The 26598-nt window shown below is 69.4% G+C and carries 21 protein-coding genes and 1 riboswitch; of the genes, 11 read left to right on the top strand and 10 right to left on the bottom strand.

The genetic code is table 11. From position 1 onward, the window contains the following. Window positions 1-704: 704 nt before the first annotated feature. Window positions 705-2465 (top strand): globin domain-containing protein, encoded by a 1761-nt coding sequence (locus M2271_RS14360; RefSeq protein ID WP_280887571.1) that lies wholly within the window; start codon window positions 705-707, stop codon window positions 2463-2465. An 8-nt stretch (window positions 2466-2473) separates the two neighbouring features. Here the strand turns inward: M2271_RS14360 and M2271_RS14355 are convergent, their stop codons facing one another. The 5 genes from M2271_RS14355 to M2271_RS14335 form a co-directional block, all read right to left on the bottom strand. Further along, a complete protein-coding gene (locus M2271_RS14355) occupies window positions 2474-2956 on the bottom strand; it encodes an NUDIX hydrolase (RefSeq protein WP_280887570.1) in 483 nt (160 codons plus the stop codon). A gap of 87 nt (window positions 2957-3043) precedes the next feature. After that, window positions 3044-3985, bottom strand: a complete 942-nt coding sequence (locus tag M2271_RS14350; protein ID WP_280887569.1) for a LysR family transcriptional regulator — start codon at window positions 3983-3985, stop codon at window positions 3044-3046. Between the two features lie 263 nt (window positions 3986-4248). Next, entirely contained in the window at window positions 4249-5433 is a 1185-nt protein-coding gene (locus M2271_RS14345) for a cystathionine gamma-lyase (protein WP_280887568.1), read from the bottom strand. Continuing rightward, the gene (locus tag M2271_RS14340; protein WP_280887567.1) at window positions 5430-5921 is read right to left on the bottom strand and encodes a low molecular weight protein-tyrosine-phosphatase; all 492 of its coding nucleotides are present in this window, start codon (window positions 5919-5921) and stop codon (window positions 5430-5432) included. Before M2271_RS14340 ends, M2271_RS14345 begins: the two co-directional genes overlap by 4 nt. A gap of 7 nt (window positions 5922-5928) precedes the next feature. Then, complete coding sequence (locus tag M2271_RS14335; RefSeq protein WP_280887566.1) at window positions 5929-6306, bottom strand: phage holin family protein; 378 nt, start codon at window positions 6304-6306, stop codon at window positions 5929-5931. A gap of 58 nt (window positions 6307-6364) precedes the next feature. On the opposite strand from M2271_RS14335, the gene M2271_RS14330 reads away from it, so the two are divergent. The 4 genes from M2271_RS14330 (at window position 6365) to M2271_RS14315 (ending at window position 8843) form a co-directional block, all read left to right on the top strand. After that, the gene (locus M2271_RS14330; RefSeq protein ID WP_280887707.1) at window positions 6365-6682 is read left to right on the top strand and encodes a cupin domain-containing protein; all 318 of its coding nucleotides are present in this window, start codon (window positions 6365-6367) and stop codon (window positions 6680-6682) included. A gap of 160 nt (window positions 6683-6842) precedes the next feature. After that, window positions 6843-7055 (top strand): DUF5326 family protein, encoded by a 213-nt coding sequence (locus tag M2271_RS14325; protein ID WP_280887565.1) that lies wholly within the window; start codon window positions 6843-6845, stop codon window positions 7053-7055. 517 nt (window positions 7056-7572) lie between these two features. Further along, complete coding sequence (locus M2271_RS14320; protein ID WP_280887706.1) at window positions 7573-8307, top strand: IclR family transcriptional regulator C-terminal domain-containing protein; 735 nt, start codon at window positions 7573-7575, stop codon at window positions 8305-8307. A gap of 98 nt (window positions 8308-8405) precedes the next feature. Further along, entirely contained in the window at window positions 8406-8843 is a 438-nt protein-coding gene (locus M2271_RS14315; RefSeq protein ID WP_030665994.1) for an SsgA family sporulation/cell division regulator, read from the top strand. 246 nt (window positions 8844-9089) lie between these two features. On the opposite strand, the gene M2271_RS14310 is transcribed toward M2271_RS14315, so the two are convergent. Beyond that, window positions 9090-10841 carry a YibE/F family protein gene (locus tag M2271_RS14310; RefSeq protein ID WP_280887564.1) on the bottom strand — a complete coding sequence of 584 codons (1752 nt, stop codon included), beginning with the start codon at window positions 10839-10841 and terminating at the stop codon, window positions 9090-9092. Between the two features lie 72 nt (window positions 10842-10913). Continuing rightward, window positions 10914-11103: riboswitch (TPP riboswitch) on the top strand. Between M2271_RS14310 and thiC the strand changes: the two genes are divergently transcribed. Continuing rightward, complete coding sequence (thiC, locus tag M2271_RS14305) at window positions 11096-12898, top strand: phosphomethylpyrimidine synthase ThiC (RefSeq protein ID WP_280887563.1); 1803 nt, start codon at window positions 11096-11098, stop codon at window positions 12896-12898. Its footprint overlaps the riboswitch before it by 8 nt. A 228-nt stretch (window positions 12899-13126) precedes the next feature. On the opposite strand, the gene M2271_RS14300 is transcribed toward thiC, so the two are convergent. The 3 genes from M2271_RS14300 to M2271_RS14290 form a co-directional block, all read right to left on the bottom strand. Continuing rightward, complete coding sequence (locus M2271_RS14300; RefSeq protein WP_280887562.1) at window positions 13127-13990, bottom strand: hypothetical protein; 864 nt, start codon at window positions 13988-13990, stop codon at window positions 13127-13129. 192 nt (window positions 13991-14182) lie between these two features. Continuing rightward, the gene (locus M2271_RS14295) at window positions 14183-15265 is read right to left on the bottom strand and encodes a metallophosphoesterase (protein ID WP_280887561.1); all 1083 of its coding nucleotides are present in this window, start codon (window positions 15263-15265) and stop codon (window positions 14183-14185) included. Between the two features lie 266 nt (window positions 15266-15531). Beyond that, entirely contained in the window at window positions 15532-16644 is a 1113-nt protein-coding gene (locus M2271_RS14290) for a LacI family DNA-binding transcriptional regulator (RefSeq protein ID WP_280887560.1), read from the bottom strand. A gap of 438 nt (window positions 16645-17082) precedes the next feature. Between M2271_RS14290 and hisC the strand changes: the two genes are divergently transcribed. The 5 genes from hisC to M2271_RS14265 all read left to right on the top strand — a co-directional run bounded on the left by hisC (window position 17083) and on the right by M2271_RS14265 (window position 25665). Continuing rightward, window positions 17083-18162: a histidinol-phosphate transaminase gene (hisC, locus tag M2271_RS14285; RefSeq protein WP_280887559.1), complete on the top strand. Its 1080-nt coding sequence runs from the start codon at window positions 17083-17085 to the stop codon at window positions 18160-18162. 173 nt (window positions 18163-18335) lie between these two features. Next, window positions 18336-19844: a cytochrome ubiquinol oxidase subunit I gene (locus M2271_RS14280; RefSeq protein ID WP_280887558.1), complete on the top strand. Its 1509-nt coding sequence runs from the start codon at window positions 18336-18338 to the stop codon at window positions 19842-19844. A gap of 20 nt (window positions 19845-19864) precedes the next feature. Beyond that, window positions 19865-20869: a cytochrome d ubiquinol oxidase subunit II gene (gene cydB, locus M2271_RS14275; protein ID WP_280887557.1), complete on the top strand. Its 1005-nt coding sequence runs from the start codon at window positions 19865-19867 to the stop codon at window positions 20867-20869. A 12-nt stretch (window positions 20870-20881) separates the two neighbouring features. Next, window positions 20882-24373, top strand: a complete 3492-nt coding sequence (gene cydD, locus M2271_RS14270) for a thiol reductant ABC exporter subunit CydD (RefSeq protein ID WP_280887556.1) — start codon at window positions 20882-20884, stop codon at window positions 24371-24373. A gap of 218 nt (window positions 24374-24591) precedes the next feature. Further along, window positions 24592-25665: a M23 family metallopeptidase gene (locus M2271_RS14265; RefSeq protein ID WP_280887555.1), complete on the top strand. Its 1074-nt coding sequence runs from the start codon at window positions 24592-24594 to the stop codon at window positions 25663-25665. 21 nt (window positions 25666-25686) lie between these two features. On the opposite strand, the gene M2271_RS14260 is transcribed toward M2271_RS14265, so the two are convergent. Then, window positions 25687-26556: an HAD hydrolase family protein gene (locus tag M2271_RS14260; RefSeq protein WP_280887554.1), complete on the bottom strand. Its 870-nt coding sequence runs from the start codon at window positions 26554-26556 to the stop codon at window positions 25687-25689. Between the last annotated feature and the right edge of the window lie 42 nt (window positions 26557-26598).

The raw sequence follows: 26598 nt of genomic DNA, 5'->3' as shown, positions 1-26598 counted from the left end.
CCGTGGGGACGTACGAGCTTTTGGCCACGTCATGGCCAACTGCACCGCGCCTGAACAGGCGTTGGGTGTTTCACGTGAAACATCGGCGAACAGGGCCTGCATGGAGGGGAGCGACTACTGAGCCGTCACCCCTCGTGGCAATCCGCAGTGCCGCTGCATCTTCGCCGCGGTCAATGCGGACCGCCATCTGTTCCGTCTGTCGCCCAATATGTATATGGGGAGAGATCTGCGGGAATCTCATGAAATGGTATGGCGCTTCTGGTAATTGAAGAAATCCATGGTTCGCCCCTCTCTTCATTCATGGCGGAGGAGGGGGGACTTGTCTGCGGACCGGCGGCCGGTATGGTCGACTCCGGTTCGCGTCGGGGCGAGGTGTACATCCTGTGCGCCCTGTGCGAACCCAGAACAAGGCAATGCAGCCCAACGAGACGGAGAGATCGAAGACCTGATTTTCCGGTCATACGACCGGGCGGGCGGTTCGCCGGAGGCGGGTCCCTACCGACTGGGACGCTGCGGTGAGAGTACTGCGGCCAATGTCACACTCTCGCCTTACTTGTCCGTACGGAGCCGGAACACGGGTTGAATGTGGCCGCATTGGCTGCGGCAACGAACGGGGAAAGCAAGCCGTCTGCGGGGGAAAGCAGGCATCTTCCGACCGAGGAAGTGCGCAGACCGACTGAAAGATGTTCGAGGCGAGGCACACCATGGACGCTCCGACCACCATGTCGGCCGACAACGGCACTTCCGGCGGCGGGGCCGGCTGGTTCACGCCGCGCAAGCAGCCGCCGACGACTCCTGGCAGCGCACCGGAGGCGACCGAGGGCAGCCGCCTGGCCGGGATGCGCCCCATGGGCCGGACCCCGACCGGCACGACCCCGTCGCCGAAGGCGCCCACACCGCCCGACAGGACCGACGAAACGCAGCGGCCCCCTTCGACGACCGACGAAACGCAGCGGCCTCCTTCGACGACCGACGAAACGCAGCGGCCCCCTTCGACGACCGGGGACATACTGTCGCCCGCTCCCACCACGGACGACATAGCGAGGCCTACGACAGTCGGCAGCCCGGCCCCGACAGAGACTGCCCCCCTACAGTTCTCCGGCCTGCAACAGCCCGTCGGCACACAGCCCTCAGGCACACAGACTGTTGGACTCCAGGACGCCGCGATACAAGCCCCCGAGATATCGTCCCCCGGCCGTGCAACTGTCCCTGCCTCGCGAAAGGCGCCGCCCTCGGAAACTCTCCTCGCCGAAACCCCACGCGCCGAAGCCCCGCCCACAGAGGCCCCACCTGCCGAAGTCCCTCGCGTCGATCAGCGCGTACCCGACCAGCGGTCCGCCCCGTCCCCGGAAGCCTCTCCGGACGCTGTCCTCATCCGCCGGACCATGGCTGAGATCAGCCCCGTCGCCGACAAGGTCACGTCGTACTTCTACGCGCTGCTCTTCGTACGCCACCCCGACCTCCGGCCACTGTTCCCGGCGGCGATGGACACCCAGCGGGACCGGTTGCTCAAGGCGCTCCTCACCGCGGCCGAGCACATCGACAACACCGAGATCCTCGTCGACTACCTGCAGAACCTCGGCCGCGGTCACCGAAAGTACGGCACCCGGGCCGAGCACTATCCGGCGGTCGGCGAATGCCTGATCGGAGCCCTGAGCAAGTACTCCTCCGGCTGGGACACGGAGATGGAGGGAGCCTGGGTACGGGCGTACACCACGATCTCGCAGGTGATGATCGACGCGGCGGCCGCGGACGAACTGCGCGCTCCGGCCTGGTGGTACGCGGAGGTCGTCTCGCACGACCTCAGAACGCCGGACGTCGCGGTCGTCACCGTCCGTCCCGATCAGCCCTATCCCTTCCTCGCCGGGCAGTACACGAGCGTGGAGACGCCCTGGTGGCCGCGGATCTGGCGGCACTACTCCTTCGCCTCAGCACCCCGCTCCGACGGCCTGCTGTCGTTCCACGTGAAGGCCGTCCCCGCCGGCTGGGTCTCCAACGCCCTGGTGCATCGCGCCCGCCCCGGAGACAGCATCCGGCTCGGCCCGCCGGCCGGTTCGATGACCGTGGATCACACCTCCGACAGCGGACTGCTCTGCCTCGGTGGCGGCACCGGGATAGCGCCGATCAAAGCGCTGGTCGAGGACGTCGCCGAGCACGGGACGCGGCGGCCGGTCGATGTGTTTTACGGCGCCCGCACCGACCACGATCTCTACGACATCAACACGATGCTCCGGCTCCAGCAGTCCCATCCCTGGCTCTCGGTCCGCGCAGTCGTCGACCAGCAGGCGCATCTCCAGCTCCCCGACGCCATACGCGAGTACGGCCCATGGGGCGAGTACGACGCCTATCTTTCGGGCCCGCCCGGCATGATCCGCAGCGGGCTGGACGCGCTCAGGGACATCGGCATCCCGTTTGAGCGCATACGCCATGACTCGTTGGAGGAACTCGTCGCCGCCTCGTCGTGAGGCGGGGATCAGCCCAGGTCCGGCGCGTGCATGGCACGTACGCCCTCGATGTTGCCGTCCAGATAGTGCCGTAGCGACAGGGGCACGAGATGGACGGACGCGATGCCCACCCGGGTGAAGGGCACCCGCACGATCTCGTACTCGCCGATGGGCTCGTCCACCTCGGGGCCGTGCCGCAGAGCCGGGTCCATCGACGCCAGATGGCAGACGAAGAAGTGCTGCACCTTCACGCCGGTCGCGCTGCTGTCCGCGCCGATGTGTTCGACGGTGTCGACGAAGCAGGGCACCACATCAGTGATCTTGGCGCCGAGCTCCTCGTACACCTCGCGGTGCAGGGCATCGACGACGGTCGTGTCCTCCGGCTCGACCCCGCCGCCGGGAGTGAGCCAGTAGGGATCCATGCCGGGCTTGGTGCGCCTGATCAGGATCAGGTCGTCACCGTCCAGCAGAACGGCGCGTGCGGTGCGCTTGACCACGGGTCGGACGGTCATGGGAGAAATGTGGCCCGGCTGGTTCCACGTGAAACATCTCGAAACGTGACCAGCTGAGCTCACCCGGTGATAAGCCCGCATCAGACCTCAGACCCAGCCGCGTGCGGCCCGTAGAAGCCATTGGTGAGCCCGCGTGATGTGCGGCATGGCGAGCGTTCCGGTGCGAACCACCAGGAAATACGTTCGCAGGGGCGGCACCGCGGGCTCGTGCAGCGCGACGACGTCCCCGCGCCGCAGGGCAGTCGCGCACAGATAACGGGGCAGCACCGCGAACCCGGCGCCTGCGACCGCGCAGGCGAGGACCGCACGCAGGTCGGGGACGATGACGGTGCCCGGGGCGGCCGGACGGGAATCGAAGACAGAGGCCCAGTAGCGGGAGACGAAGGGCAGCGTCTCGTGCACCTCGACGACCGGGACGCTCTCCAGCGCGTGCGCTCCCTCGACCGTGAGGACGCTCTCCAGCGACCGTGTTCCCTTGCGGCGCGCCCTTCCGGTGCCGAGCAGATCGACCCAGCGCGGAGCGGCCACCAGAACGTGCTCCTCGTCGCAGAGCGGAGTCGCCGTGAGCAGGGCACCGCGCGGACGGGCCGTGCTGATGGCCAGATCGTGATGCCCGGCGGACAGTCCGTCCAGCGCCTCCTCGGCGTTCCCGAAAGAGGCACGCAGCGCGAAGCCCTGGCCGTCCTCGCCGGTCAGCGTGGTGAGTGCGGGCAACGCCCGCTCGGCGGTGAACTCGGGAGGGCCGACGAGATGCAGCGTGCGCAGGGAAGACTCGTCTTCCAGCCCGGTCTCGGCTATCTCCACCAGGGCATCGAGATGCGGCGCCGCCTTGTGGGCGAGTTCGTCGCCGATGGTCGTCGGGATGACCCCGCGGGCCTGGCGCAAAAACAACGGTCGGCCGAGCTGCCGCTCCAGGGTGCGGATCTGCGAGGTGACGGCCGGCTGGGACAGGCCGAGCAGTGCGGCGGCGCGAGTGAAGGAACCGGCCCTGTGCACCGTCACGAAGGTGCGCAGCAAGGCCAGATCCATGGCGACGCCCTCCTCTTCCCTGCCCTTCTCCCGGCCCCGAGGCAGGGCCCAACTATAAATATGTCGATAGGCCCCTGTCGCTACCGTGATTGGACACTGACACAGAGTCAACTAGCCTTGGTCGCGCGGTTCTTGCGCGCGGAACCGAGGACGGTCCGAGCCACGAGGGGGGAGGCTCGGACCGTCCGTTGTACGGAGCCGGAGACCGTTCGGCGCGGGTGCGAAGCGGACTTGGAGACGAAGCGCAGAGGGCCCCAAGTGGGTCAGAAGGCCGACTCGTCCAGCGCCCGCAGCACGTCCGCCACCAGGTCCTCGGAATCCTCGGCACCGACCGAGAAGCGGATGAAGCCCTCCGGCACGGCGTCTCCGCCCCACCGCCCGCGACGCTCGGCCGTGGAGCGCACCCCGCCGAAACTGGTCGCGTCGTCCACCAGCCGCAGCGCGTCGAGGAAACGGTCGGCACGCGCGCGCGTGGGCAGCGTGAAGGAGACCACGCACCCATAGCGCCGCATCTGCTGCGAGGCGACCTTGTGCGAGGGATCGCCGGGCAGTCCCGGATAACGCAGCCCGGTCACCTCGGTACGCTCCCGCAGCGCCTCGGCGAGCACCAGGGCGCTCGCGTTCTGCCGCTCGACCCGCAGTTGGAGCGTGGCGATCGAACGGTGCGCGAGCCACGCCTCCATGGGCCCCGCGATCGCCCCGACGATCTTGCGCCAGCGGCGTACGGCGGCCATGGCCTCGGTGTCACGGCCGGTGACGTATCCCAGGAGGACGTCGCCGTGCCCGGTCAGCTGCTTGGTGCCGCTGGCCACGGAGAAGTCGGCGCCCAGCTCCAGCGGACGCTGTCCGAGCGGTGTCGCGAGCGTGTTGTCGACCGCCACCAGGGCGCCACGCGCGTGTGCCGCCTCGACGAGCCGCCGGATGTCGCACACGTCGAGCCCGGGGTTCGACGGGCTCTCGATCCACAGCAGCCGCGCGCCCTCGAGGGCGTCGAGCTGTCCATCGCCCGCGGTCGGCGCGGTGCGCACCTCGATGCCGTACGCCTCCAGCTGGCCACGGACCAGGGGCAGCGCCTGGTAGCCGTCCTCAGGCAGGACGACCGTCTGCCCGGCGCTCAGCTGCGAGAAGAGCACCGAGGAGACGGCAGCCATCCCGGAGGCGAAGACGAGCGTTTCGACGCCGTCCTGCCCGGGCGCCTCCAGTTCGCCGATCGCTCGCTCCAACAGGGTCCAGGTGGGATTGTCGTCGCGGCCGTAGGCGTACGGACCCGTCACCTCACCCGGCAGATGGAAGTGCGCGGCGAACACCGGGCCCGGCAGGGTCGGTTCGTGTTTGACCGGCTCGGGCAGCCCGGCCCGCACCGCGCGGGTGCCGTCACCGGCGCCTGGAGGACCCGCCGGACCGGCCTCGTCATCCTTGCCCAAGTCGCTCCTGCCCGAGTCACTCATGCCGCCCGCCCCTCCACGTCCTCGCGTACCGCGGCAAGCAGACCCTCGCTCGCGGCCTCCACCATCTCAAGGCACTCCTCGAAGCCGTCCATGCCTCCGTAGTACGGGTCCGGAACGTCGAGGTCATCACCCGCGGACGAGTCGTAGGAACGCAGCAGCCGCACCTTCTCCGCGTCCTGTGCGGTCGGGGCGAGGCGGCGCAGGGCCTTGAGGTGGCCGGTGTCGAGGGCGATGACGAGATCCAGGCGGGAGAACCAGGAGGGCTGAAACCGGCGTGCGGTGTGCGCGCTGTCGTAGCCGTTGTTCACGAGGACGGTGACGGTACGCGGGTCGGCACCGTCTCCCTCGTGCCAGCCGCCCGTGCCGGCGCTGTCGACCTCCACCTGGTTCTCGAGCCCGGCCTCCTGTACGCGGGCGCGGAAAACGGACTCGGCCATCGGGGAGCGGCAGATGTTGCCGGTGCAGACGAAACAGACGCGGTAGGTCATGGCGTGCTCAGTCCTCGTCGGGCAGGACGAGGTGCAGCGCCCAGGACACGATCGAGATGATCAGGCCGCCGAGGACGGCGGTCCAGAAGCCCTCCACATGGAAGCTCAGGTCGAGTTTGTCTGCCAGCCACGAGGTGAGCAGCAGCATCAGGGCGTTGACCACCAGGGTGATCAGGCCGAGCGTCAGGATGAACAGCGGGAAGGTGAGCACCTTCACGATGGGCTTGACCAGGAAGTTCACCAGGCCGAACAGCAGGGCGACGAGGAGCAGGGCCCAAATCTCCTTCCCCGTGTTGTCGCCCGTCAGGGTTATCTTGTCGAGCAGCCATACGGCGACTGCCAGGGCGCCCGCGTTGGCGATCGTCTTGACTACGAAATTCTTCATGTGTCTGATCGTGGCAGACGAGATCGGTTACGAGCACAAGCAGGGGCGGACGAAGTCGATGAAGGCATTCCGGTTGGATGAACTGGAGGCGGAGCGCGCCGCCAATGACGGCGCCTACCTGCAGTTCCTGCGGGAACGGAACATGTCGGTCGGCCTGTACGCGCTCGACGCGGGCGAGGGCGACCCGCAGCAGCCGCACAACCAGGACGAGGTGTACTTCGTGGTCAGCGGCCGCGCCGCGATCACCGTCGGCATGGAGACCACCCAGGTCGCGCGCGGCAGCGTGGTGTACGTGCCGGCCGGTGTCGCGCACAAGTTCCACCACATCAGCGAGGACCTCAGGGTGATGGTGGTGTTCTCTCCGCCCGAGAGCTGACCTGGGACCTCGGGGTTCCCTAGGGGATCAGTCAGGGGCGGGCAAGGGGTGCGAGGCCCCCGCCGGACCCCTCTTCGCCCTAGCATCGAGTGCAGGACATCAGATGGACTCGGCACCAGGAGTGCCGGGATCCTGGACAGGCATCAGAGAGGTTGGGGCGATGGGAGAGATCTTCGCGGGACTGCCGTGGTGGGTGAAGTGGGTCGCGGTGCCGGTCATCGCCCTGGTCGTGTTCGGCGGGTTGATAGCCACTGTCGTCGGCTTCGTCATCGGAGTGCTGTTCAAGCTGCTGGTCTTCGTGGCACTGGTCGGCGGACTGATCTACGTCGTACGGAAGTTCATGTCGAGCTCCTCGTCGCGCAGCGACTGGTGAGGTGACCGGGGCTCCCGGTGCGACAGGGCAGCCGGGGCGCCCGAAGAGCCTGATGGGATCAGGGCGACCGGAGCGGTGAGTGAGAGGTAGGCACGGGGCAACCGGCGATCGGTAACAGGAATCACCGGTTCCCTCGCGCGAGGGAAGTTTCCGAGCAGGCCGTCTGCGAGCGGCGGCGGACGAATAGAGTCCGGAACTCGTCGCGGGGGACAACCCCCGTGAGCGGCGAACACCCACTCCCGTGTTCCCCGCACGGGCCGCCCTCACGCTATGGGAGTGCCCCTTGGCCACGGTTGACACCGCCCACACGGAAACCCCCGCACCCACCCGGGCCGCCGACCCGACTCCGGGGCCCCGCATCCGGCCCCCCGAGCAACCCACTCCTCCGACCGGACGGTTGCGCTCGACTCCACCTACCGAGCGATCCGCACCGTCGGCGCAGTCCCTCTCGACAACGACCCCTCCCGTACAGCGGCACACGACGGAACCCTCCGCTCCGCTCCACTCCGCAACCCTCATCGGGTCGGTGCAGCGTGCGATGCGCCTGCTGGAGGCCGTCGCCGAGCACGAATACGGAGCGCCGGCCAAACAGCTGGCCCGCGAGACGGGTCTGGCCCTCCCCACGGCCTACCACCTGCTGCGCACCCTCGTGTACGAGGGCTATCTGAGCCGGGACAAAGGGCTTTTCTTCCTCGGCGAGGCGGCCGAGCGACTGGGCAGCAGCGGAGCGCGGCAGAAACGTCGCAGCACCGTCGTGGACACCCTCGCCGACTGGCGCGACACCATCGGCGCCCCCGTGTACTACGCCATGTACCGCGACGGTGAGATCGAGGTCGTCTGCGTCTCCGACACCCCGTGCAATCCGGCGGTCGAGGAGTGGGCCGACTTCCGCGAGACCGGCCACGCGCACGCCATCGGTCAGTGTCTTCTCGCCCAACTGGACGAGGACGCCCGCCGTGACCACCTCGACCGCCACCCCGTGCAGTCCATCACCCCGTACACGGTGCGTGACAGCCACAGCCTGCTCCGGCGGCTCGAACGCATGCGGCGCATGGACCCCGTGACGGAACGGCAGGAGTACGCGCTGGGCACGGTGTGCGCGGCCATTCCGATCACCGTGGGCACTACGGCCGCGACCATGGCCATTTCTCTCCCCGCGCACCAGGCAGATCGTCTACCTGCGGCGACGCAGCAGTTGCAGCACGCCATGGGGCGACTGCTGGGGTCACTCGCGATCTCTATCAGTATCTGAAAACTCACTCCTTGTGATCTGGTGTATACGTTCAGCAAGATGCCATCAGTGTCAGAGGGACCATTCCCGGCCAGTCGACGTCACACGACGGGGTAGCGATGCGCGAGACCGTACAGGCAGAGGTCATGATGAGCTTTCTCGTGTCCGAGGAGCTCTCCTTCCGCATCCCGGTGGAGCTGCGCTACGAGACCTGCGATCCCTATGCCGTCCGGCTGACCTTTCATTTGCCCGGCGATGCACCCGTGACCTGGGCCTTCGGTCGTGAGCTGTTGATCGACGGGGTGGGCCGGCCGTGCGGGGAAGGAGACGTACGGGTCTCGCCCGCCGACGCGGACACACTGGGTGACGTACTGATCCGGTTGCAGGTCGGCGGCGACCAGGCGCTGTTCCGTTCGTCCACGGCCCCGCTGGTCGCCTTCCTCGACCGAACCGACAAGCTGGTGCCGCTGGGTCAGGAGGGCGCGCTGGCTGACTTCGACGCCCACCTCGACGAGGCGCTGGACCGCATCCTGGCGGAGGAACAGAGCGCCGGCTGAAGCGTTCCGCCACCGTCGGTGCCGGAACGCTTCACCGCTGTCGCATGGCGGCAGGAACGCTTCTGCTCGGGTGACGGGACGGGATGGCGACCCGCGAGGCGCCGCGGGGGCGCCGAATGGGGCGGGATGTGGCTCGTGAGGGGGTGCGGGGAGGGACGGCGCGTCTGGTGGCTGCGAGTCCTTGCGGAGGCCGACCCGGCGGGTCGGCGCTCCGGCTGACTGCTCAGGTCGGGCGGACGTCCCGCGTCAGCGCTTGCGCCGACGTCCCTTTCCGCCGCGTGCCGGAGCCGGGCGCTCGCCGGCCGCGACCGGTTCCGTGCCCGTCATAGCACCCGCCCCAGCGGTCACCGGCTCACGACCCGGCCGGTCGGCCGAGACCACCAGGGCCGCGAGGGCCGTGGTGACCGGTACCGACGCGACCAGGCCGATCGAGCCCACCAGGGTGCGCACGATCTCCTCCGCGACCAACTCGCTGTTGGCGACCGTCCCCACGCTGCTCTGGGCGATCGAGAAGAGCAACAGCAACGGCAGCGCGGCACCCGCGTACGCGAGGACGAGCGTGTTGACGACGGACGCGATGTGGTCACGGCCGATGCGGATGCCCGCCCGGTACAGCCCGCGCCAGCCCGTCGACGGGTTGGCCTCGTGCAGCTCCCAGACCGCCGAGGTCTGCGTGACCGTCACGTCGTCCAGGACACCGAGCGAACCGATGATGACGCCGGCGAGCAGCAGACCGCTCATGTCGATCGACGGGTACAGGCCATGGATCAGACCGGTGTTGTCGTCCGTGTTGCCGGTGAGCGCGGCCCAGCCGATGAACAGCGAGCCGAGGACGCCGATCAGCAGCAGCGATATCAGGGTGCCCAGTACCGCCACGGAGGTTCTGGCCGACAGGCCGTGGCACAGATAGAGCGCGATCAGCATGATGGCGCTCGCCCCGATCACCGCCACGACCAGCGGGTTCGAGCCCTGCAGGATCGCCGGCATGATGAAGAAGTTCAGGATCAGGAAGCTGATGGCGAGCGCGACCAGCGCCATGAGACCGCGCAGTCGGCCCACCACCACGACGGCGAGCGCGAAGATCCCGGCGAGCAGGGACATCGGCAGGCGACGGTTCACATCGGTGACCGAGTACTGCAGGTTCCTGGGAGCGGAGGGCTCGTAGGCGACCACGACCTTCTCGCCCTCATGCAACTGCCGTGACTGGTCCGGCTGCACGATCTCGGTGAACGTACGGCCCTTGTCCTTCCCGGTGTCGACCCGGATCGTCGCCCTCTTGCAGGTGCCGTTCGCCTGCTGCTGCGCGGACGGGCCCTCGGCGGTGGAGGTGTCACCGGTCGGGGTTTCCCCGGAGGCGTTGGCGGACTGGCAGCTGATGCTCTCGACTTTGCTGACCGTCGCTTGCTGGCTCTGCCGGTCGAAGCCGACACCAGTGCGCTCGTGCGCCGGCGCACCGCCCGGCCACAGCACCGCGAGCCCGACCACCACCGCGGCACCGAACGGGATCAGGATCGCCGCGATGACCTTGCGCAGGTGCTTGGAGACGGGTGCGGCAGGCCCGTGACTGTGCGAGTGGCCGTGCCCGCCACCGGGCCCCGGACCGTGGCCGTCGCCAAGGCCGCGACCGTCGGCAAGGCCATGACCGTCACCCGGGCCGTGACCGGTGTGCGGGGCCGGCCCGTCGCCGGAGCCGCGACCGTTGACCGGGCCCGGCTCATCGCTGTGACCGTTGCCATCGCCTGACCCGTGCCCGTGCCCGTGCCCGTGCCCGTGTCCCTGCCCACCACCGGCCCCTGAACCGGGGACGTATCCACCACCGCCTCTGGAGCCGTGGTCCTCTTCGTGCGCGTCACCGTGGTCGTTCCCGGCTCCGGTGCCGAACCAGCCGCTGTGTCCACCACCGGAACCGCCGCCGTCTCCACGGCGTGTACCGTTCCCGGCTCCGGGCCTTCGGGGCGGTTCGGGTGGCGGGTACGGGGGCTGATGTGTTGTGGTCACCGACCGATCATCGCAAGAACGGACAGAGGCCCACTGTTCACCGCGCCATAAAAGAAGTTAGCGTGGGGGCACCTTTGCACACGCGGGAGCTCGGAGCACCGGGCTGAGAGGGCGCTGACCTCCGTCCCAGCGATGTTTCACGTGGAACGTCAACTGGATCCAGTGATGTTCCACGTGAGATGCCGACAGACGGAAGCCGCTGCGTCGACCGCCGAACCTGTTACCGGGTAATGCCGGCGTAGGGAGTAGGTCTCATGGCCAACAAGGACGCACGCACGTCTGTCTCCAGCCAGGACGAAACGCCTGTTCAGGGCGAACAGTCCCAGGAGGCCGGAAAGTCCATCGGCTGGCACAAAGCGTACGTCGAGGGCTCACGCCCCGACCTGCGGGTGCCGGTCCGTCAGGTGCACCTCACCAACGGGCAGTCGGTCACGCTGTACGACACATCGGGCCCGTACACCGATCCGCTCGTCGAGACCGATGTCCGCAGGGGCCTGTCGCCGCTGCGGGAGAACTGGATCCTCGCCCGTGGCGACACCGAGGAGTACGCGGGTCGCCCCGTCCGCCCCGAGGACGACGGGATCAAGCACACCTCGCCGCGAGGCGGGCTGCGCAACCTCGATGCCGTCTTCCCCGGACGGTCCCGTCTGCCTCGCCGCAGCCGCGACGGAAACGCGGTTACCCAACTCGCGTACGCCCGGCGCGGCGAGATCACGCCCGAGATGGAGTACGTGGCCATCCGGGAGAGCGTCTCACCCGAAGTGGTCCGCGAGGAGATCGCGGCGGGCCGGGCCGTGCTGCCGGCCAACGTCAACCACCCGGAGATCGAGCCGATGATCATCGGCAAGCGGTTTCTGGTGAAGGTCAACGCCAATATCGGCAACTCCGCGGTCACCTCCTCCATCGAGGAGGAGGTCGACAAGATGACCTGGTCGACCCGTTGGGGCGCCGACACGGTCATGGACCTGTCCACCGGCCGCAACATCCACACCACTCGGGAATGGGTGCTGCGCAACTCCTCCGTTCCCATCGGCACGGTGCCGCTCTATCAGGCGCTGGAGAAGGTGGACGGCCGTGCTGAGGAGCTGACCTGGGAGATCTACAAGGACACGGTCATCGAACAGGCCGAGCAGGGCGTGGACTACATGACCGTCCACGCGGGTGTGCGCCTGCCGTACGTGCCGCTGACGGCGAACCGTAAGACGGGCATCGTCTCCCGCGGCGGCTCGATCATGGCCGCGTGGTGCCTCGCTCACCACAGGGAGAGCTTCCTGTACGAGAACTTCGAGGAACTCTGCGAGATCCTCGCCGCCTACGACGTCACGTACTCGCTGGGCGACGGGCTGCGGCCGGGCTCCATCGCGGACGCCAACGACGAGGCACAGTTCGTGGAGTTGCGCACGCTCGGGGAACTCAACCGGATCGCCAAGCGTTTCAACGTACAGACCATGATCGAGGGCCCGGGCCATGTCCCGATGCACAAGATCAAGGAGAACATCGACCTTCAGCAGGAGATCTGTGATGAAGCTCCGTTCTATACGCTCGGCCCGCTGACCACGGACGTCGCGCCGGCGTACGACCACATCACCTCCGGCATCGGTGCCGCGATGATCGCCTGGTGGGGCACGGCCATGCTCTGCTATGTCACGCCCAAGGAGCACTTGGGCCTGCCCAATCGTGACGACGTCAAGACCGGCGTCATCACCTACAAGATCGCCGCCCACGCAGCCGACCTCGCCAAGGGGCACCCAGGCGCGCAGGAGTGGGACGACGCGCTGTCCGACGCCCGCTTCGAGTTCCGGTGGGAGGACCAGTTCAACCTGGCCCTCGACCCGGACACGGCACGCGAGTTCCACGACGAGACCCTCCCGGCCGAGCCCGCCAAGACCGCTCACTTCTGCTCGATGTGCGGGCCCAAATTCTGTTCGATGAAGATCTCCCAGGACATCCGCCGCCGGCACGGCGGGAGTCAGGAGGAGATCGAGGAGGGCATGGCCCAGAAGTCGAAGGAGTTCGCGGCGGCGGGCAACCGCGTGTACCTGCCGCTCGCGGACTGACGGCAGCCCACAGGTAGGGCCCGCGTACGCCCTCAGCGCGCGCCTGACCGGCTCCAGGGCCCCACCCGGCCGCGGCGGGGCCATTCCCGGTGCAGCGGAAGGAACGAGCGGCTGCGGGGGGAAGGAAGCACGGAAGGAAGCATCCCGATCGGAAACGGGCCGCGCCCGGACCTTCGGCTTGCGCTCCCCTGGAGGCTGGTGGGGGCGCAAGCCGAGGGGCCGCTCCGGCTACTCCGGCTTGTGCTCCGGTCCCCCGAAGTCCGGGCTGGTGTAGTCCGGGCTCGTGAAGCTCGGGCGCGAGCCGGTGGCGCCGTCGTCCGGGCTGCTGAAGCCGGGCCGGTCGTAGCCGAGGTGCGGGATGCGGCTGATCGGCGCCGGCGGTGCCGTACGCGGCAGTGCAGCGGTGCCGGGGCCGGCGAGGGCCTCCCGCAGAAACGGCAGGATGCCGCGCTCCAGCAGCGCCTCGCACCATGCTTCCCTGGCTCGCGTCACCTCCGCGCTCATCTCGCCGTACGGTCCGGCGGTGAGCGAGGGCCGGTTGCGCAGGGCGGTGAGGAGCAGCCCGACGGCGGCGACGAGGATCGAGGCCGCGGTCATGGCGCCGAACACCCATCCGATGGTGAGCATGGTCTGGGCGAACGCCCGCTCGGGGTCGAGCACTTTGAGGATGTACCCCACGAGCAGGAAGATCGCCGCGGCGGTTCCGGCCAGGACGGGTGCCAGGACCGCGGCGACGGCGATGGCGCCCGCGCCGGTGGTCTCGGCGACCTCTCCCATGGTGGTGGCGAGCCCCATCGCGTCGCTGCCCGGCTCCGCTGAGCCGGTGTCGCGGTTGGACGACGGGGTGGACGGCGCCGGGTGACGCAGTTCCTCGCGGACCTTCACGTAGTGCTGGTACTCGGTCGCCGCGGCCGCCGTGATGAGTGCGGTGGCGTTGAGCGCCATGGTGCGCAGCTGTTCCGGGTTGAGCCGCTGTCCGACAGCGGTCAGTTCCGGGCGGTCGGGTGCGGAGCGCAGCACCTCCTCGAGGAGCCGCTCGTATTCCTGGCGGTCCTCGCTCAGCAGGTGCTGCGGAACGCTGTTCATGTGCATCCCCCGATGCTCCGTAGGGCTTGGGGCTCGCACGCTGACGAGCCGTCGGGCAGAAACGGAGGGGAGCCTGCTACGGATAAGCCGATGGTAGAGCGATGACGGTACGGCGTGACAGGGGGTTTACCGAAAATGCGCTGTGGCCTGTGCCGTTGCCGGTCGGTCCGGCATGGGGAACGTTTGTCCCGGGAACGTTCAGATATCCAGCGGCAGTTGCTGGACCAGCAGCTTTCCGGCCATGGTCACTCCGCCGTCCATCGCGATGGCGAGTCCGTCGGCGTACAGATGCGGTCCCTCGACCGCGGGACCGGCCCGGTCCTCGCCCTCGTCGGATCCGATCTCGCCCAGCAGGTACGGAATGGGACTGTGGCCGTGAACGATGCGGCCGCCGCCGTACATGTCGAGCAGCGAGCGCACATGGTCGGCGCCGCCCTCGTCGCGGAAGGAGAAGCGCTTGGTGAGCTTGCGGAACAGGTCCCACACCTCGTCCGGGTCGTTGCGCGTGATCGTCTCGCGGACGGTGTCGTTGACCGCTTCGATCGAGTCGCCGTAGTCGAGGTAGGCGGTGGTGTCGGAGTGGACGAGGAGGTGTGCGTCGACCTCCTCCATGGCGTCCAGGCGGGCCATCCACTGCAGATGATGGTCCTGCAGACGGTCCATGTCGGTCTTCTGACCGCCGTTGAGCAACCAGGCCGCCTGGAAAGTGGCGGTGCCCGCGCCGGAGTTGACGGGGGTGTCGCCGAACCGCTTGGCGCCGAGCAGGAGGAGCTCGTGGTTGCCCATGAGGGCCTTGCAATAGCCGCCGGCCGCGGCGGCCTCGGCGGACAGCCGCATCACGAGGTCGATGACGCCGATGCCGTCCGGGCCGCGGTCGGTGAAGTCGCCGAGGAACCACAGCCGGGCGGTGCCCGCGCACCAGTTGCCTTCGGCGTCGAGGAGGCCCTTGTCCTGGAGGGCGGCCACCAGTTCGTCGAGGTAGCCGTGCACGTCCCCGACGACGAACAAGGGGCCGGGGCCGGACGTCGGCTGCGGCGCCGGGAGGGCGTCGGCTTCGGTGACCATCTGCAGCGTGTCACCCCGGTTGATGACCGGCAGGTCGCGCTCCGTGGGCGTGTACCCCTCCGGGTGATCCACCGGTTCCTCGAGCGGGCTGACCGTGTCACCGGTGGGCACGCCCTGCGGGAACGGACCGGTCTCGTGGACGTACGCGGGTACCCGGAAGTCGCGCAACGTCGCCGTCCGCTCCACCTCGGGTCCCTGACCGGCCCCCTGAGTCATCAGACCCCTCCACCATCGCGCCGCATCTGCACCGCTTCGGACTGCCTGGTCGCAGCGGCCCGCGGTGTCGTGGGCCCATCATAGGAATGCGGATCGCGCCGTGTGATGACCCAGGGGTGCTGAATCGGCGCAGGACTCCGGTTCACCGTGGCTTTCGCCCCGATTGGGCAGGGGTTCGACCGCCCGGTGACCGAGCGGTGAGAGTCCGGTCACCGTCTCTGTTCCGCCCTGCCGCACGCGTCTGCCGCCTTCCTCGACCGCCTGCGCTACTTCCCCTCGGGCGAGCGCGGCGGACTGACCGTCGTCCGTGGCGGACGTCGCTGGGACGAGGTACGCACGATCAGCTCGGTCGGTATCACCTGCTCGACCGGCTGGTCCGACTCGACCCCCTCGATGGCGTCGATGAGGAGCTGGACCACGGCGGTGCCGATGCGGCGCGGTTTCAGGGAGAGCGTGGTGACGGGCGGCTCGGTTTTGGCGTACACGGTGGACTCGCTGCAGCAGACCAGAAGCAGGTCCTCCGGCACGCGCAGTCCGTAGCGACGGGCGGCGGCGAGCAGGTCGGTGCCGTTCGGGTCGAACAGGCCGTAGACGGCGTCCGGGCGGTCGGGGCGGGCGAGCAGCCGGTCGGCGGCGACGGCGCCGGCGCACGGATCGTGCGCCGGGTAGGCCTCGTACACCGGATTCTGGCCCACCCGCTCGCACCAGCGCAGGTATGCGGTGGTCGACAGGTGGGTGTACGTGTCCGTGGTGGTCCCGGTCAGCAGGCCGATGCGGCGGGCGCCGGCGGAGGCCAGGTGGTCGAGGATGCCGAGGACGGCGGCCTCGTGGTCGTTGTCGACCCAGGCGGTGACCGGGAGCGCACCGGCCGGGCGGCCGTCGGAGACGACCGGTAACCCCTGCCGGACCAACTCGCTGACCACCGGGTCCTGGTCGGACGGGTCGATGACGACCGTGCCGTCGAGGGCGACGTTCGACCACACGTCGTGGCGGGAGGTCGCGGGGAGGATCACGAGCGCGTAGCCGCGGGCGAGCGCGGCCGAGGTGGCGGCTCGGGCCATCTCGGCGAAGTACGCGAACTCGGTGAAGGTGAAAGGTTCATCCCCGTATGTCGTCACGGTCAGACCGATCAGTCCGGATTTGCCGGTACGGAGGGTGCGGGCGGCGGCCGAGGGTCGGTAACCCAGCCGGTCGGCGACTTCGCGGACATGGCGTCGGGTGGCGTCCGGGAGCCTGCCTTTCCCGTTGAGGGCATCGGAGACGGTCGTGATGGAGACTCCGGCGGCGGCGGCCACGTCTCTGATGCCCGCCCGTCCCGGCCGGCTGCCTCGCCGTGAGGTTTCCGCGCGACTCACCTGGTGCTTCCCTGCTGCTGTCATGGCGAGCCGATAGTAGGGCTCATACGGTGGGGTAGGGCGGACGCATATGCACACATTGACAGGCACGTTTCTGCAAGGTCATGTAGGGTCAATTACCTTAGAAAGCAAGGGAGTTGATGGGTTCAGCGGTAGGACGTGACGTATCGGCGCGCACCAGCCTGCCAAGTCGCTGATGTTTCGAAGAGGTCTCAACTCACCTTCATGAGGGATGCGCGCCACGGCGTGAGCCACCGGCGCACAGATATATGTGACCGCGCCCTCGGATTCGTGTGCCTTCGTACGGCGATACGGCTGATGCCCAGGTGGCAGCTGAGGCGGGACGGGCGGCGGACGAGGTGACGGCGCACCTGTACGCAGCGGCGCCGAATCCTCATATGGTGAGGAGTAATGAAAGTCGGCGGTTCTGACGGTCCGCCGGTGGTCACGAGGAGGACTGCGGTGAGTGAGACGAGCCCCAAGCTGCGCGCCGAGCTGGAGGGTGTCCCCACCTATGTGCCGGGCAAGCCCGCCGCTGCCGACGGCCCGGTGGCCTACAAGCTGTCCTCCAACGAGAACCCGTATCCGCCGCTGCCCGGTGTGATGGAGACGGTGATGGCCGCGGCGTCGTCGTTCAACCGCTACCCCGACATGGCCTGCACGGCCCTGATGGGCGAGTTGTCGGAGCGCTTCGGCGTCCCGCTCTCCCACCTGGCCACCGGCACCGGCTCGGTCGGTGTCGCCCAGCAACTGATCCAGGCGACGGCCGGAGCCGGCGACGAGGTGATGTACGCCTGGCGGTCCTTCGAGGCGTATCCGATCATCACGCAGATCAGCGGGGCCGCTTCGGTGCGGGTGCCGCTGACACCGGGCGATGTGCACGACCTGGATGCCATGGCGGACGCGATCACCGACCGGACCCGGCTGATCTTCGTCTGCAATCCCAACAACCCCACGGGCACGGTCGTGCGTCGGGCCGAACTGGAACGGTTCCTCGATCGGGTGCCCGGTGATGTGCTGGTCGTGCTGGACGAGGCGTACCGCGAATTCATCCGCGACCCCGAGGTCCCGGACGGAGTGGAGCTGTACCGCGAGCGGCCGAACGTCTGTGTGCTGCGCACGTTCTCCAAGGCGTACGGCCTCGCCGGTCTGCGCGTCGGCTTCGCGATCGCCCATGAGCCGGTGGCGGCGGCGCTGCGTAAGACGGCCGTGCCCTTCGGTGTGAGTCATCTCGCACAGGAGGCGGCGATCGCTTCGCTGCGTGCGGAGGACGCGCTGTTCGGCAGGGTCGGCTCCCTGGTGTGTGAGCGCACGCGGGTGGTCGACGCGCTGCGCGCCCAGGGCTGGACGGTGCCCGAGACGCAGGCCAATTTCGTGTGGCTGCGCCTGGGAGAGCGCACGGTCGAGTTCGCGCAGGCGTGTGAGCAGGCGGGCGTGGTGATCCGGCCGTTCGCGGGTGAGGGCGTCAGGGTCACGGTCGGGGAGACCGAGGCGAACGACATCTTCCTGAAGGCGGCGGAGGGGTTCCGGAAGGAGCTGTAGGGCTCCGCGAGGTCGGTCAGGCGTCCACCAGGCACCCGCGTACCAGCGTGAGGGCCTGGTGGGCGCCTGTTTCACGTGGAACAGGGGCCCCCTTGACGCGGGGAGAACGAGGTGCTGCATAATTGCTTGTGAATGTGAACGCTTTCACAAGCGGGTGAGTAAGGAGCGGTAACGTGGACCTGGCTTTGGCGCCGGAGACCCTGGCGCGCTGGCAGTTCGGCATCACGACCGTCTACCACTTCCTGTTCGTCCCCCTGACGATCTCGCTGGCCGCCCTCACGGCCGGGCTGCAGACCGCCTGGGTGCGCACGGAGAAGGAGAAGTACCTCAGGGCCACCAAGTTCTGGGGCAAGCTCTTCCTGATCAACATCGCCATGGGCGTGGTCACCGGCATCGTGCAGGAGTTCCAGTTCGGCATGAACTGGTCCGACTACTCGCGCTTCGTCGGCGACGTCTTCGGTGCCCCGCTCGCGTTCGAGGCACTGATCGCCTTCTTCTTCGAATCCACCTTCATCGGCCTGTGGATCTTCGGCTGGGACAAGCTGCCCAAGAAGATCCATCTGGCCTGCATATGGATGGTCTCGATCGGCACGATCCTGTCGGCGTACTTCATCCTCGCGGCCAACTCGTGGATGCAGCACCCCGTCGGCTACAAGATCAACGAGGCGAAGGGGCGGGCCGAGCTCACCGACTTCTGGCTCGTACTGACCCAGAACACCGCGCTCGCCCAGGCCTTCCACACCCTCTCCGCGGCCTTTCTCACGGGCGGCGCCTTCATGGTCGGCATCTCCGCCTTCCACCTGCTGCGCAAGAAGCACATCCGCGAGATGAAGACCTCGTTGCGCCTCGGTCTCGTCACCGTGGTCATCGGCGGCATGCTCACCGCGATCAGCGGTGACACCCTCGGCAAGATCATGTTCGAGCAGCAGCCGATGAAGATGGCCGCCGCCGAGGCCCTGTGGGACGGCGAGTCACCCGCCCCGTTCTCCGTCTTCGCCTACGGCGACGTCGACGCCGGCCACAACAAGGTCGCCGTGGAGATCCCCGGCCTGCTGTCCTTCCTCGCCAAGGACGACTTCACCTCGTACGTCCCCGGCATCAACGACGTCAATAAGTCCGAGCAGGAGAAGTTCGGGCCCGGCGACTACCGGCCCAACATCCCGGTCGCCTACTGGGGCTTCCGCTGGATGATCGGCTTCGGTATGACGTCCTTCGCCCTCGGACTGGCCGGACTCTGGCTGACCCGCAAGAAGTTCCTGCTGCCGCAGCACCTCAGGGTCGACGACGACGAGGTGCCGCGTCTGGTCCTCTTCAGGAAGAAGGCGCTCGGTCCGACGCTCACCACCTGGTACTGGCGCATCGCGATCCTGACCCTGGCCTTCCCGCTGATCGCCAACTCCTGGGGCTGGATCTTCACCGAGATGGGCCGCCAGCCGTGGGTCGTCTACGGCCTCTTCCAGACCCGCGACGCGGTCTCCCCCGGGGTCTCCCAGGGCGAGGTCCTCACCTCGATGATCGTCTTCACCAGCCTGTACGCCATCCTCGCCGTCATCGAGGTCAAGCTGCTCGCGAAGTACGTGAAGGTCGGCCCGCCCGAGCTCACCGAGGCCGACCTCAACCCGCCCACGAAGATCGGCGGCGACTCCCGTGACGCCGACAAGCCGATGGCCTTCTCGTACTAGGCCGAGGGAGCTGCACAGTCATGGAACTGCACGACGTCTGGTTCGTCCTCATCGCCGCCCTGTGGACCGGGTACTTCTTCCTGGAGGGCTTCGACTTCGGGGTCGGCATCCTCACCAAGCTGCTCGCCCGGAACCGGGCCGAGAAGCGGGTGCTGATCAACACCATCGGTCCCGTCTGGGACGGCAACGAGGTGTGGCTGCTCACGGCCGGCGGCGCGACCTTCGCCGCCTTCCCCGAGTGGTACGCCACGCTCTTCTCCGGCTTCTACCTGCCCCTGCTGCTCATCCTGGTCTGCCTGATCGTCCGGGGTGTCGCCTTCGAGTACCGGGCGAAGCGGCCCGAGGAGAACTGGCAGCGTAACTGGGAGACCGCGATCTTCTGGACCTCACTGCTCCCGGCGTTCCTGTGGGGCGTGGCCTTCGGCAACATCGTGCATGGCGTGAAGATCGACCAGAACTTCGACTACGTCGGTACCGTCTGGAACCTGCTCAATCCGTACGCGCTCCTCGGCGGTCTGGTGACGCTGACGCTGTTCACCTTCCACGGCGCGGTGTTCACGGCGCTCAAGACCGTAGGGGACATCCGGAAGCGGGCGCGGAAGCTGGCGTCGGGCGTGGGTCTGGTCACCGCGGTGCTGGCGCTGATCTTCCTGCTGTGGACGCAGGCCGACGGCGGTGACGGCAAGAGCCTGGTCGCGCTCGCCGTGGCGGTCGCCGCACTGGTGGCGGCCCTCGTGGCCAACCAGGCAGGGCGTGAGGGCTGGTCGTTCGCCCTGTCCGGGATCACCATCGTCGCCACGGTGGCCATGCTCTTCCTGACGCTCTTCCCGAACGTCATGCCGTCCTCGCTCAACGCGGAATGGAACCTGACCGTCACCAACGCCTCGTCGAGCCCGTACACCCTGAAGATCATGACGTGGTGCGCGGCGATCGCCACGCCGATCGTGATGCTCTACCAGGGCTGGACCTACTGGGTGTTCCGCAAGCGGATCGGCACGCAGCACATCGCTGAAACCGTGCACTGAGGTGTGTTTCACGTGAAACCAATCGATCCACGTCTGCTCCGGTACGCCCGTGCCACCCGGTTCTTCCTGGTGGCGGTGGTCGGCCTGGGCGCCGTCGGGGCCCTTCTGGTCATCGCGCAGGCGATGCTCATCGCCGAGATCGTGGTGGGCGCCTTCCAGCACGGGTTGCCGGTCACCGAACTCCGTACTCCCCTGCTGCTGTTGGTGGCCGTCGCGGGCGGCCGCGCGCTGGTCTCCTGGCTCACCGAGCTCGCCGCGCACCGGGCGAGCGCGGCGGTGAAGTCGGAGCTGCGTGGACGGCTGCTGGAGCGTGCGGTCGCGCTGGGGCCCGGGTGGCTGAGCGGGCAGCGGACCGGGTCGCTGGTCGCCCTCGCCACGCGGGGGGTCGATGCCCTGGACGACTACTTCTCGCGCTACCTCCCGCAGTTGGGGCTCGCGGTGGTCGTGCCGGTGGCGGTGCTGGCGCGGATCGTCACCGAGGACTGGGTCTCGGCGGCCATCATCGTCGGGACCCTGCCGCTCATCCCGGTCTTCATGGTGCTGATCGGCTGGGCCACACAGTCCCGGATGGACCGTCAGTGGCGGCTGTTGTCCCGGCTGTCCGGGCACTTCCTGGACGTGGTGGCCGGCCTGCCGACCCTCAAGGTCTTCGGGCGGGCGAAGGCGCAGGCCGAGTCCATCCGGAGCATCACCGGGGAGTACCGGCAGGCGACCATGCGGACGCTGCGGATCGCCTTCATCTCGTCGTTCGCGCTGGAGTTGCTGTCGACGCTGTCGGTGGCGCTGGTCGCGGTGACCATCGGGATGCGGCTCGTGCACGGGGACATGGACCTGTACATCGGCCTGGTCGTCCTCATGCTCGCGCCCGAGGCCTATCTGCCGCTGCGGCAGGTGGGGGCGCAGTACCACGCGGCGGCGGAGGGCCTGGCCGCCGCCGAGGAGATCTTCTCGGTGCTGGAGACGCCGGTGCCGGTCTCGGGTTCCGGGACCGTGCCGAGGGGTGCCCTGGTCTTCGAGGCGGTGACCGTCCGGTACCCCGGGCGGTCGGAGGACGCCGTGACGGAGGTGTCCTTCGCCGTCGAGCCCGGGGAGACGGTCGCGCTCGTCGGGCCGAGCGGTGCGGGTAAGTCGACGCTGCTGAACGTGGTGCTGGGCTTCGTCCGCCCCGGTGAGGGACGGGTGTCGGCCGGGGGAGTCGATCTCGCCGAGGCCGACCTGGAGGAGTGGCGGTCGCGGATCGCGTGGGTGCCGCAGCAGCCGCACCTGTTCGCCGGGACGATTTCCGAGAACGTACGGCTGGTCCGGCCCGACGCCGACGATGCCGCCGTACGACGGGCGTTGGCGGACGCGGGGGCGCTGGAGTTCGTGGACGCGTTGTCCCACGGCACAGGGACCGTGCTCGGTGAGGACGGGGCCGGGCTGTCCGCCGGGCAGCGGCAGCGGCTCGCGCTGGCCCGGGCGTTCCTCGCCGATCGGCCCGTGCTGCTGCTCGACGAACCGACGGCGGCGCTCGACGGGGCCACCGAGGGCGAGGTCGTGGAAGCGGTACGGCGACTGGCGGTAGGACGGACGGTCCTGCTGGTGGTGCACCGGCCGGCGCTGCTCTCGGTGGCGGACCGGGTGGTGCGGCTGGCCGAGCCGGTTTCCCCCGCCCGGAGGGAGCCAGGGCCCAGGGCGGCCGAGGTGCGCACGCTCGAGGCCGGACCGGCCCTCGCACCCGGCGGACCGGAGACGAGGGAGCTGATGGTGGCCGCCCGCGGTGTCCTGCCCCGCGTGCGGGCCATGTCCGGTGCCCGGCGGGGACGGCTGATGCTCGCCCTGCTGCTCGGGAGCCTCGCGCTCGGCAGTGCCGTCGGCCTCATGGCGACCTCGGGGTGGCTCATCTCGCGGGCCTCGCAGCAGCCGCCCGTGCTCTATCTGATGGTGGCCGTGACCGCGACGCGGGCCTTCGGGATCGGGCGGGCCGTCTTCCGGTACGCCGAGCGGCTCGTGTCGCACGATGCCGTGCTGCGGATGCTGGCCGACACCAGGGTCGCCGTGTACCGGCGTCTGGAGCGGCTGGCGCCCGCGGGGCTGCGCCGTACTCGGCGGGGCGATCTGCTCTCCCGGCTGGTCGCCGACGTGGACGCCCTGCAGGACTACTGGCTGCGTTGGCTGCTGCCCGCCGGTGCTGCCGTGGTCGTGTCCGCCGCCTCCGTCGGCTTCACCGCGTGGTTGCTGCCGGAGGCCGGAGTGGCTCTCGCCGCCGGACTGCTGGCCGCGGGTGCCGGTGTCCCCCTGGTCACCGGTTCCGTGGCCCGACGGTCCGAGCGCAGGCTGGCGCCGGCCCGGGGCGAGCTGGCGACCCGAGTGACCGACCTGCTCACCGGGACCGCCGAGCTGTCCGTCGCCGGTGCCCTGCCCGGACGTACCGCCGAGGCGCGGCGGGCCGACGGGACGCTCACCCGGATCGCCTCACGCGCCGCCACCGCCACCGCGCTCGGTGACGGACTGACCGCGCTGTTCGCCGGTCTGACCCTCGCCGCCACCGCGCTCGTGAGTGCCCAGGCGGTCGCCGACGGGCGGCTGGACGGCGTGGTGATGGCGGTCGTCGTCCTCACCCCGCTGGCTGCTTTCGAGGCCGTCCTCGGACTGCCCCTCGCCGTGCGGTACCGGCAGCGGGTGCGCCGGAGCGCGGAGCGTGTGTACGAGGTGCTGGACGCGCCCGAGCCGGTCAAGGAGCCGGCGCGTCCCCGGCAGGCGCCCGCGGCACCGTTCCCCGTCGTGGTCCGAGGCCTCGTGGCCCGGCACGCCGGGCAGGGCCGGGACGCGCTCGCCGGAGTCGACCTCACCCTGGCGGAGGGGCACCGGATCGCCGTGGTGGGGTCGTCCGGGTCCGGCAAGACGACGCTCGCGCAGATTCTTCTGCGCTTCCTGGACACGGACGCGGGGTCGTACACGCTGGGCGGCGTGGACGCGTACGGGCTGGACGGCGACGCCGTACGGCGGCTCGTCGGGCTGTGTGCGCAGGACGCGCACCTCTTCGACAGCTCGGTGCGCGAGAACCTCCTCCTTGCCAGGAAGGACGCGAGCGAGGACCAACTGCGCGACGCGCTGAGGCGGGCCCGGCTGCTGGACTGGGCCGACGGTCTGCCCGACGGGCTCGACACGCTGGTCGGCGAGCACGGAGCGCGGTTGTCCGGCGGGCAGCGGCAGCGGCTGGCGCTGGCCAGGGCCTTGCTGGCCGACTTCCCCGTCCTGGTGCTCGACGAGCCCGCCGAGCACCTCGACCTGCCGACGGCCGACGCGCTCACCGCCGACCTGCTGGCCGCCACCGAGGGTCGTACCACCCTGTTGATCACTCACCGGCTGGCCGGCCTGGCGGCGGTGGACGAGGTGATCGTGCTGGACGAGGGGCGTGTGGTGCAGCGGGGGACGTACGCGGAGCTGGCGGCGGCGGAGGGGCCGCTGCGGAGGATGGCGGAGCGGGAGGAAGCGGCGGATCTGCTGATGGGGGCGCGGTAGGAAGCCGTGCCGGCGACCGTGCGGTCCGTCGCCGGCCGGCTGGAGCCGCACTCCACGCCGGACCGGATCTGCGAGACCGCTGCGGCCCTGGCGGTCACGTCCCGAGGTCGTTCGGCGCAGCGGTCCGAGCTTCCCCGTGACCCGTCTGCCGCAACCGGTCCCCCAGCCGTACGACTTGAACAGGACCGCACCCCCATGGCCGGGTCACGATCGCTGATATGCGCTCACTTCGCTGTCACCCGCTGCTTGTTCCGGCGCTGCTGTGCGCGGTGGCCGTCTTCGCGGTCCGTCCCGCCGACGCGCGCGACGGCGGTGAGGGCGAGGGCGCGCACGGGCCCGCGGGCTCCGGGGTCAGCGGGCAGGTGGCCCGGTTGTACGAGGACGCGGCGGTGGCGACGCAGCGGTACGAGGCGGCACGGCGCGAGGCCGACGGTCAGCGGGCGCGGGCGCTGCGGGCGGAGGCGCTCCTCGACCGGGAGCGGGGGGAGATCGCGGTGGTGCACGAGGAGCTGGGCCGCATCGCACGGGCCCAGTACCGCAGCGGTGGCGGACTGCCGATCACCGCGCAGATCATCCTCGCCGGCAGCCCGGACGAGCTGATGCGCGGTCAGCACGTCTTCTCCCGGACGCAGCTGGCCCTCGAGAACGCGATCGACAAGAGCCGCCGAGCCGAGCGCCGGCTCGCCGCGGACGAGGCGAAGGCCGTCGCGGTCCGGCGGGCCCTGGAGCAGCGGAATGCCCAACTCGCCGGTCTGAAGAAGGACATCGAGCAGAAACTCGACCAGGCTCGCCGGCAGTTGCAGGGGCAGGCGGACGCGTCCGTCGCGGCCGGTGCCTGCCGTGGTGCCGTCCGCCTGGATCAGCCGCAGGCGGCCTTCAAGAGCGCGTGGGTCGTTCCGGTGGAGGCGTACGAGCTCTCCGCCGGCTTCGGCAGCGGCGGTGCCCGGTGGGCCAGTCGGCACACCGGGCAGGACTTCGCGGTGCCGATCGGCACACCGGTGCGGGCGGCCGGCGCGGGCCGGGTGGTGAAGGTGTCGTGCGGGGGCGCCTTCGGCATCGAAGTGGTCGTGGAGCACATGGGCGGCTACTACACGCAGTACGCCCATCTCGCCGCCGTCACCGTCGACCAGGGCGACCAGGTGAGCCCGGGTCAGTGGATCGGGCAGTCGGGCACGTCCGGCAACTCCACCGGCCCGCACCTGCACTTCGAGGTGCGGGTCACCCCCGAGATGGGCTCGGCGGTGGATCCGGTGCCGTGGTTGGCGGCGCGCGGGGTGCCGTTGGGACAGTGACCGGACGAGGACCGCCGGGAGCTATCCGTGGTCTGCCAGCAGCTGCTCGATCACGACCGCGACACCGTCCTCGTTGTTGGCGACCGTCCGGCCGCCGGCAGCCGCGATCACATCCGGGTGCGCGTTGCCCATCGCGTACGACCGGCCCGCCCACGTGAGCATCTCGACATCGTTGGGCATGTCCCCGAAGGCGACGACCTCATCGTGCGAGATGCCGCGCTCGGCGCAGCACAGGGCGAGCGTGCTGGCCTTGGAGACCTCGGGACCGCTGATCTCCAGCAGGGCGCTGGGGCTGGAGCGGGTGACGCCGGCCCGCTCACCGATGGCGAGGCGGGCGAGAGTGAGGAAGGCGTCCGGGTCGACCGTGGGGTGGTAGGCGAGGATCTTGAGGACCGGCTCATGGGCACCGGGGGCGTCCGGCGCCAGCAGATCCTCGGCCGGTGCCAGGGAGTCGGGGACCTCCAGGTGCAGCTTCGGATAGTCCGGCTCCTGGTAGAAGCCGTACGTCTGCTCCACGGCGTACACCGTGCCCGGCGCCGCCTCGCGCAGCAGCCGTACGGCGTCCAGGGCGTTCTCCCGGGCCAGTTCCCGTACCTTCACGAACCGGTGCGCGCCCGGGCCGCCGTGCAGGTCGACCACGGCGGCGCCGTTGCCGCAGATGGCCAGGCCGTGGCCGTGGACATGGTCGCTGACGACGTCCATCCAGCGGGCCGGGCGACCCGTGACGAAGAAGACCTCGATGCCCGCCTGCTCGGCGGCGGCGAGGGCGGCGACGGTGCGTGGGGAGACCGACTTGTCGTCGCGCAGCAGGGTGCCGTCCAGATCGGTGGCGATCAGGCGCGGCGGAACGGAGGCGGCCGGGGTCTCGGGCTGTCGAGTCGCTGAGGTCACCCGGCCATTCTCCTGCAGAGGGTCGGCACGTCCGCGCGGGCC

This window comes from Streptomyces sp. LBL (genome assembly GCF_029893585.1).
Classification (GTDB): domain Bacteria; phylum Actinomycetota; class Actinomycetes; order Streptomycetales; family Streptomycetaceae; genus Streptomyces.
The sequence above is the reverse complement of the archived record's forward strand: the minus strand, read 5'-3'. Positions and strand labels throughout refer to the sequence as shown.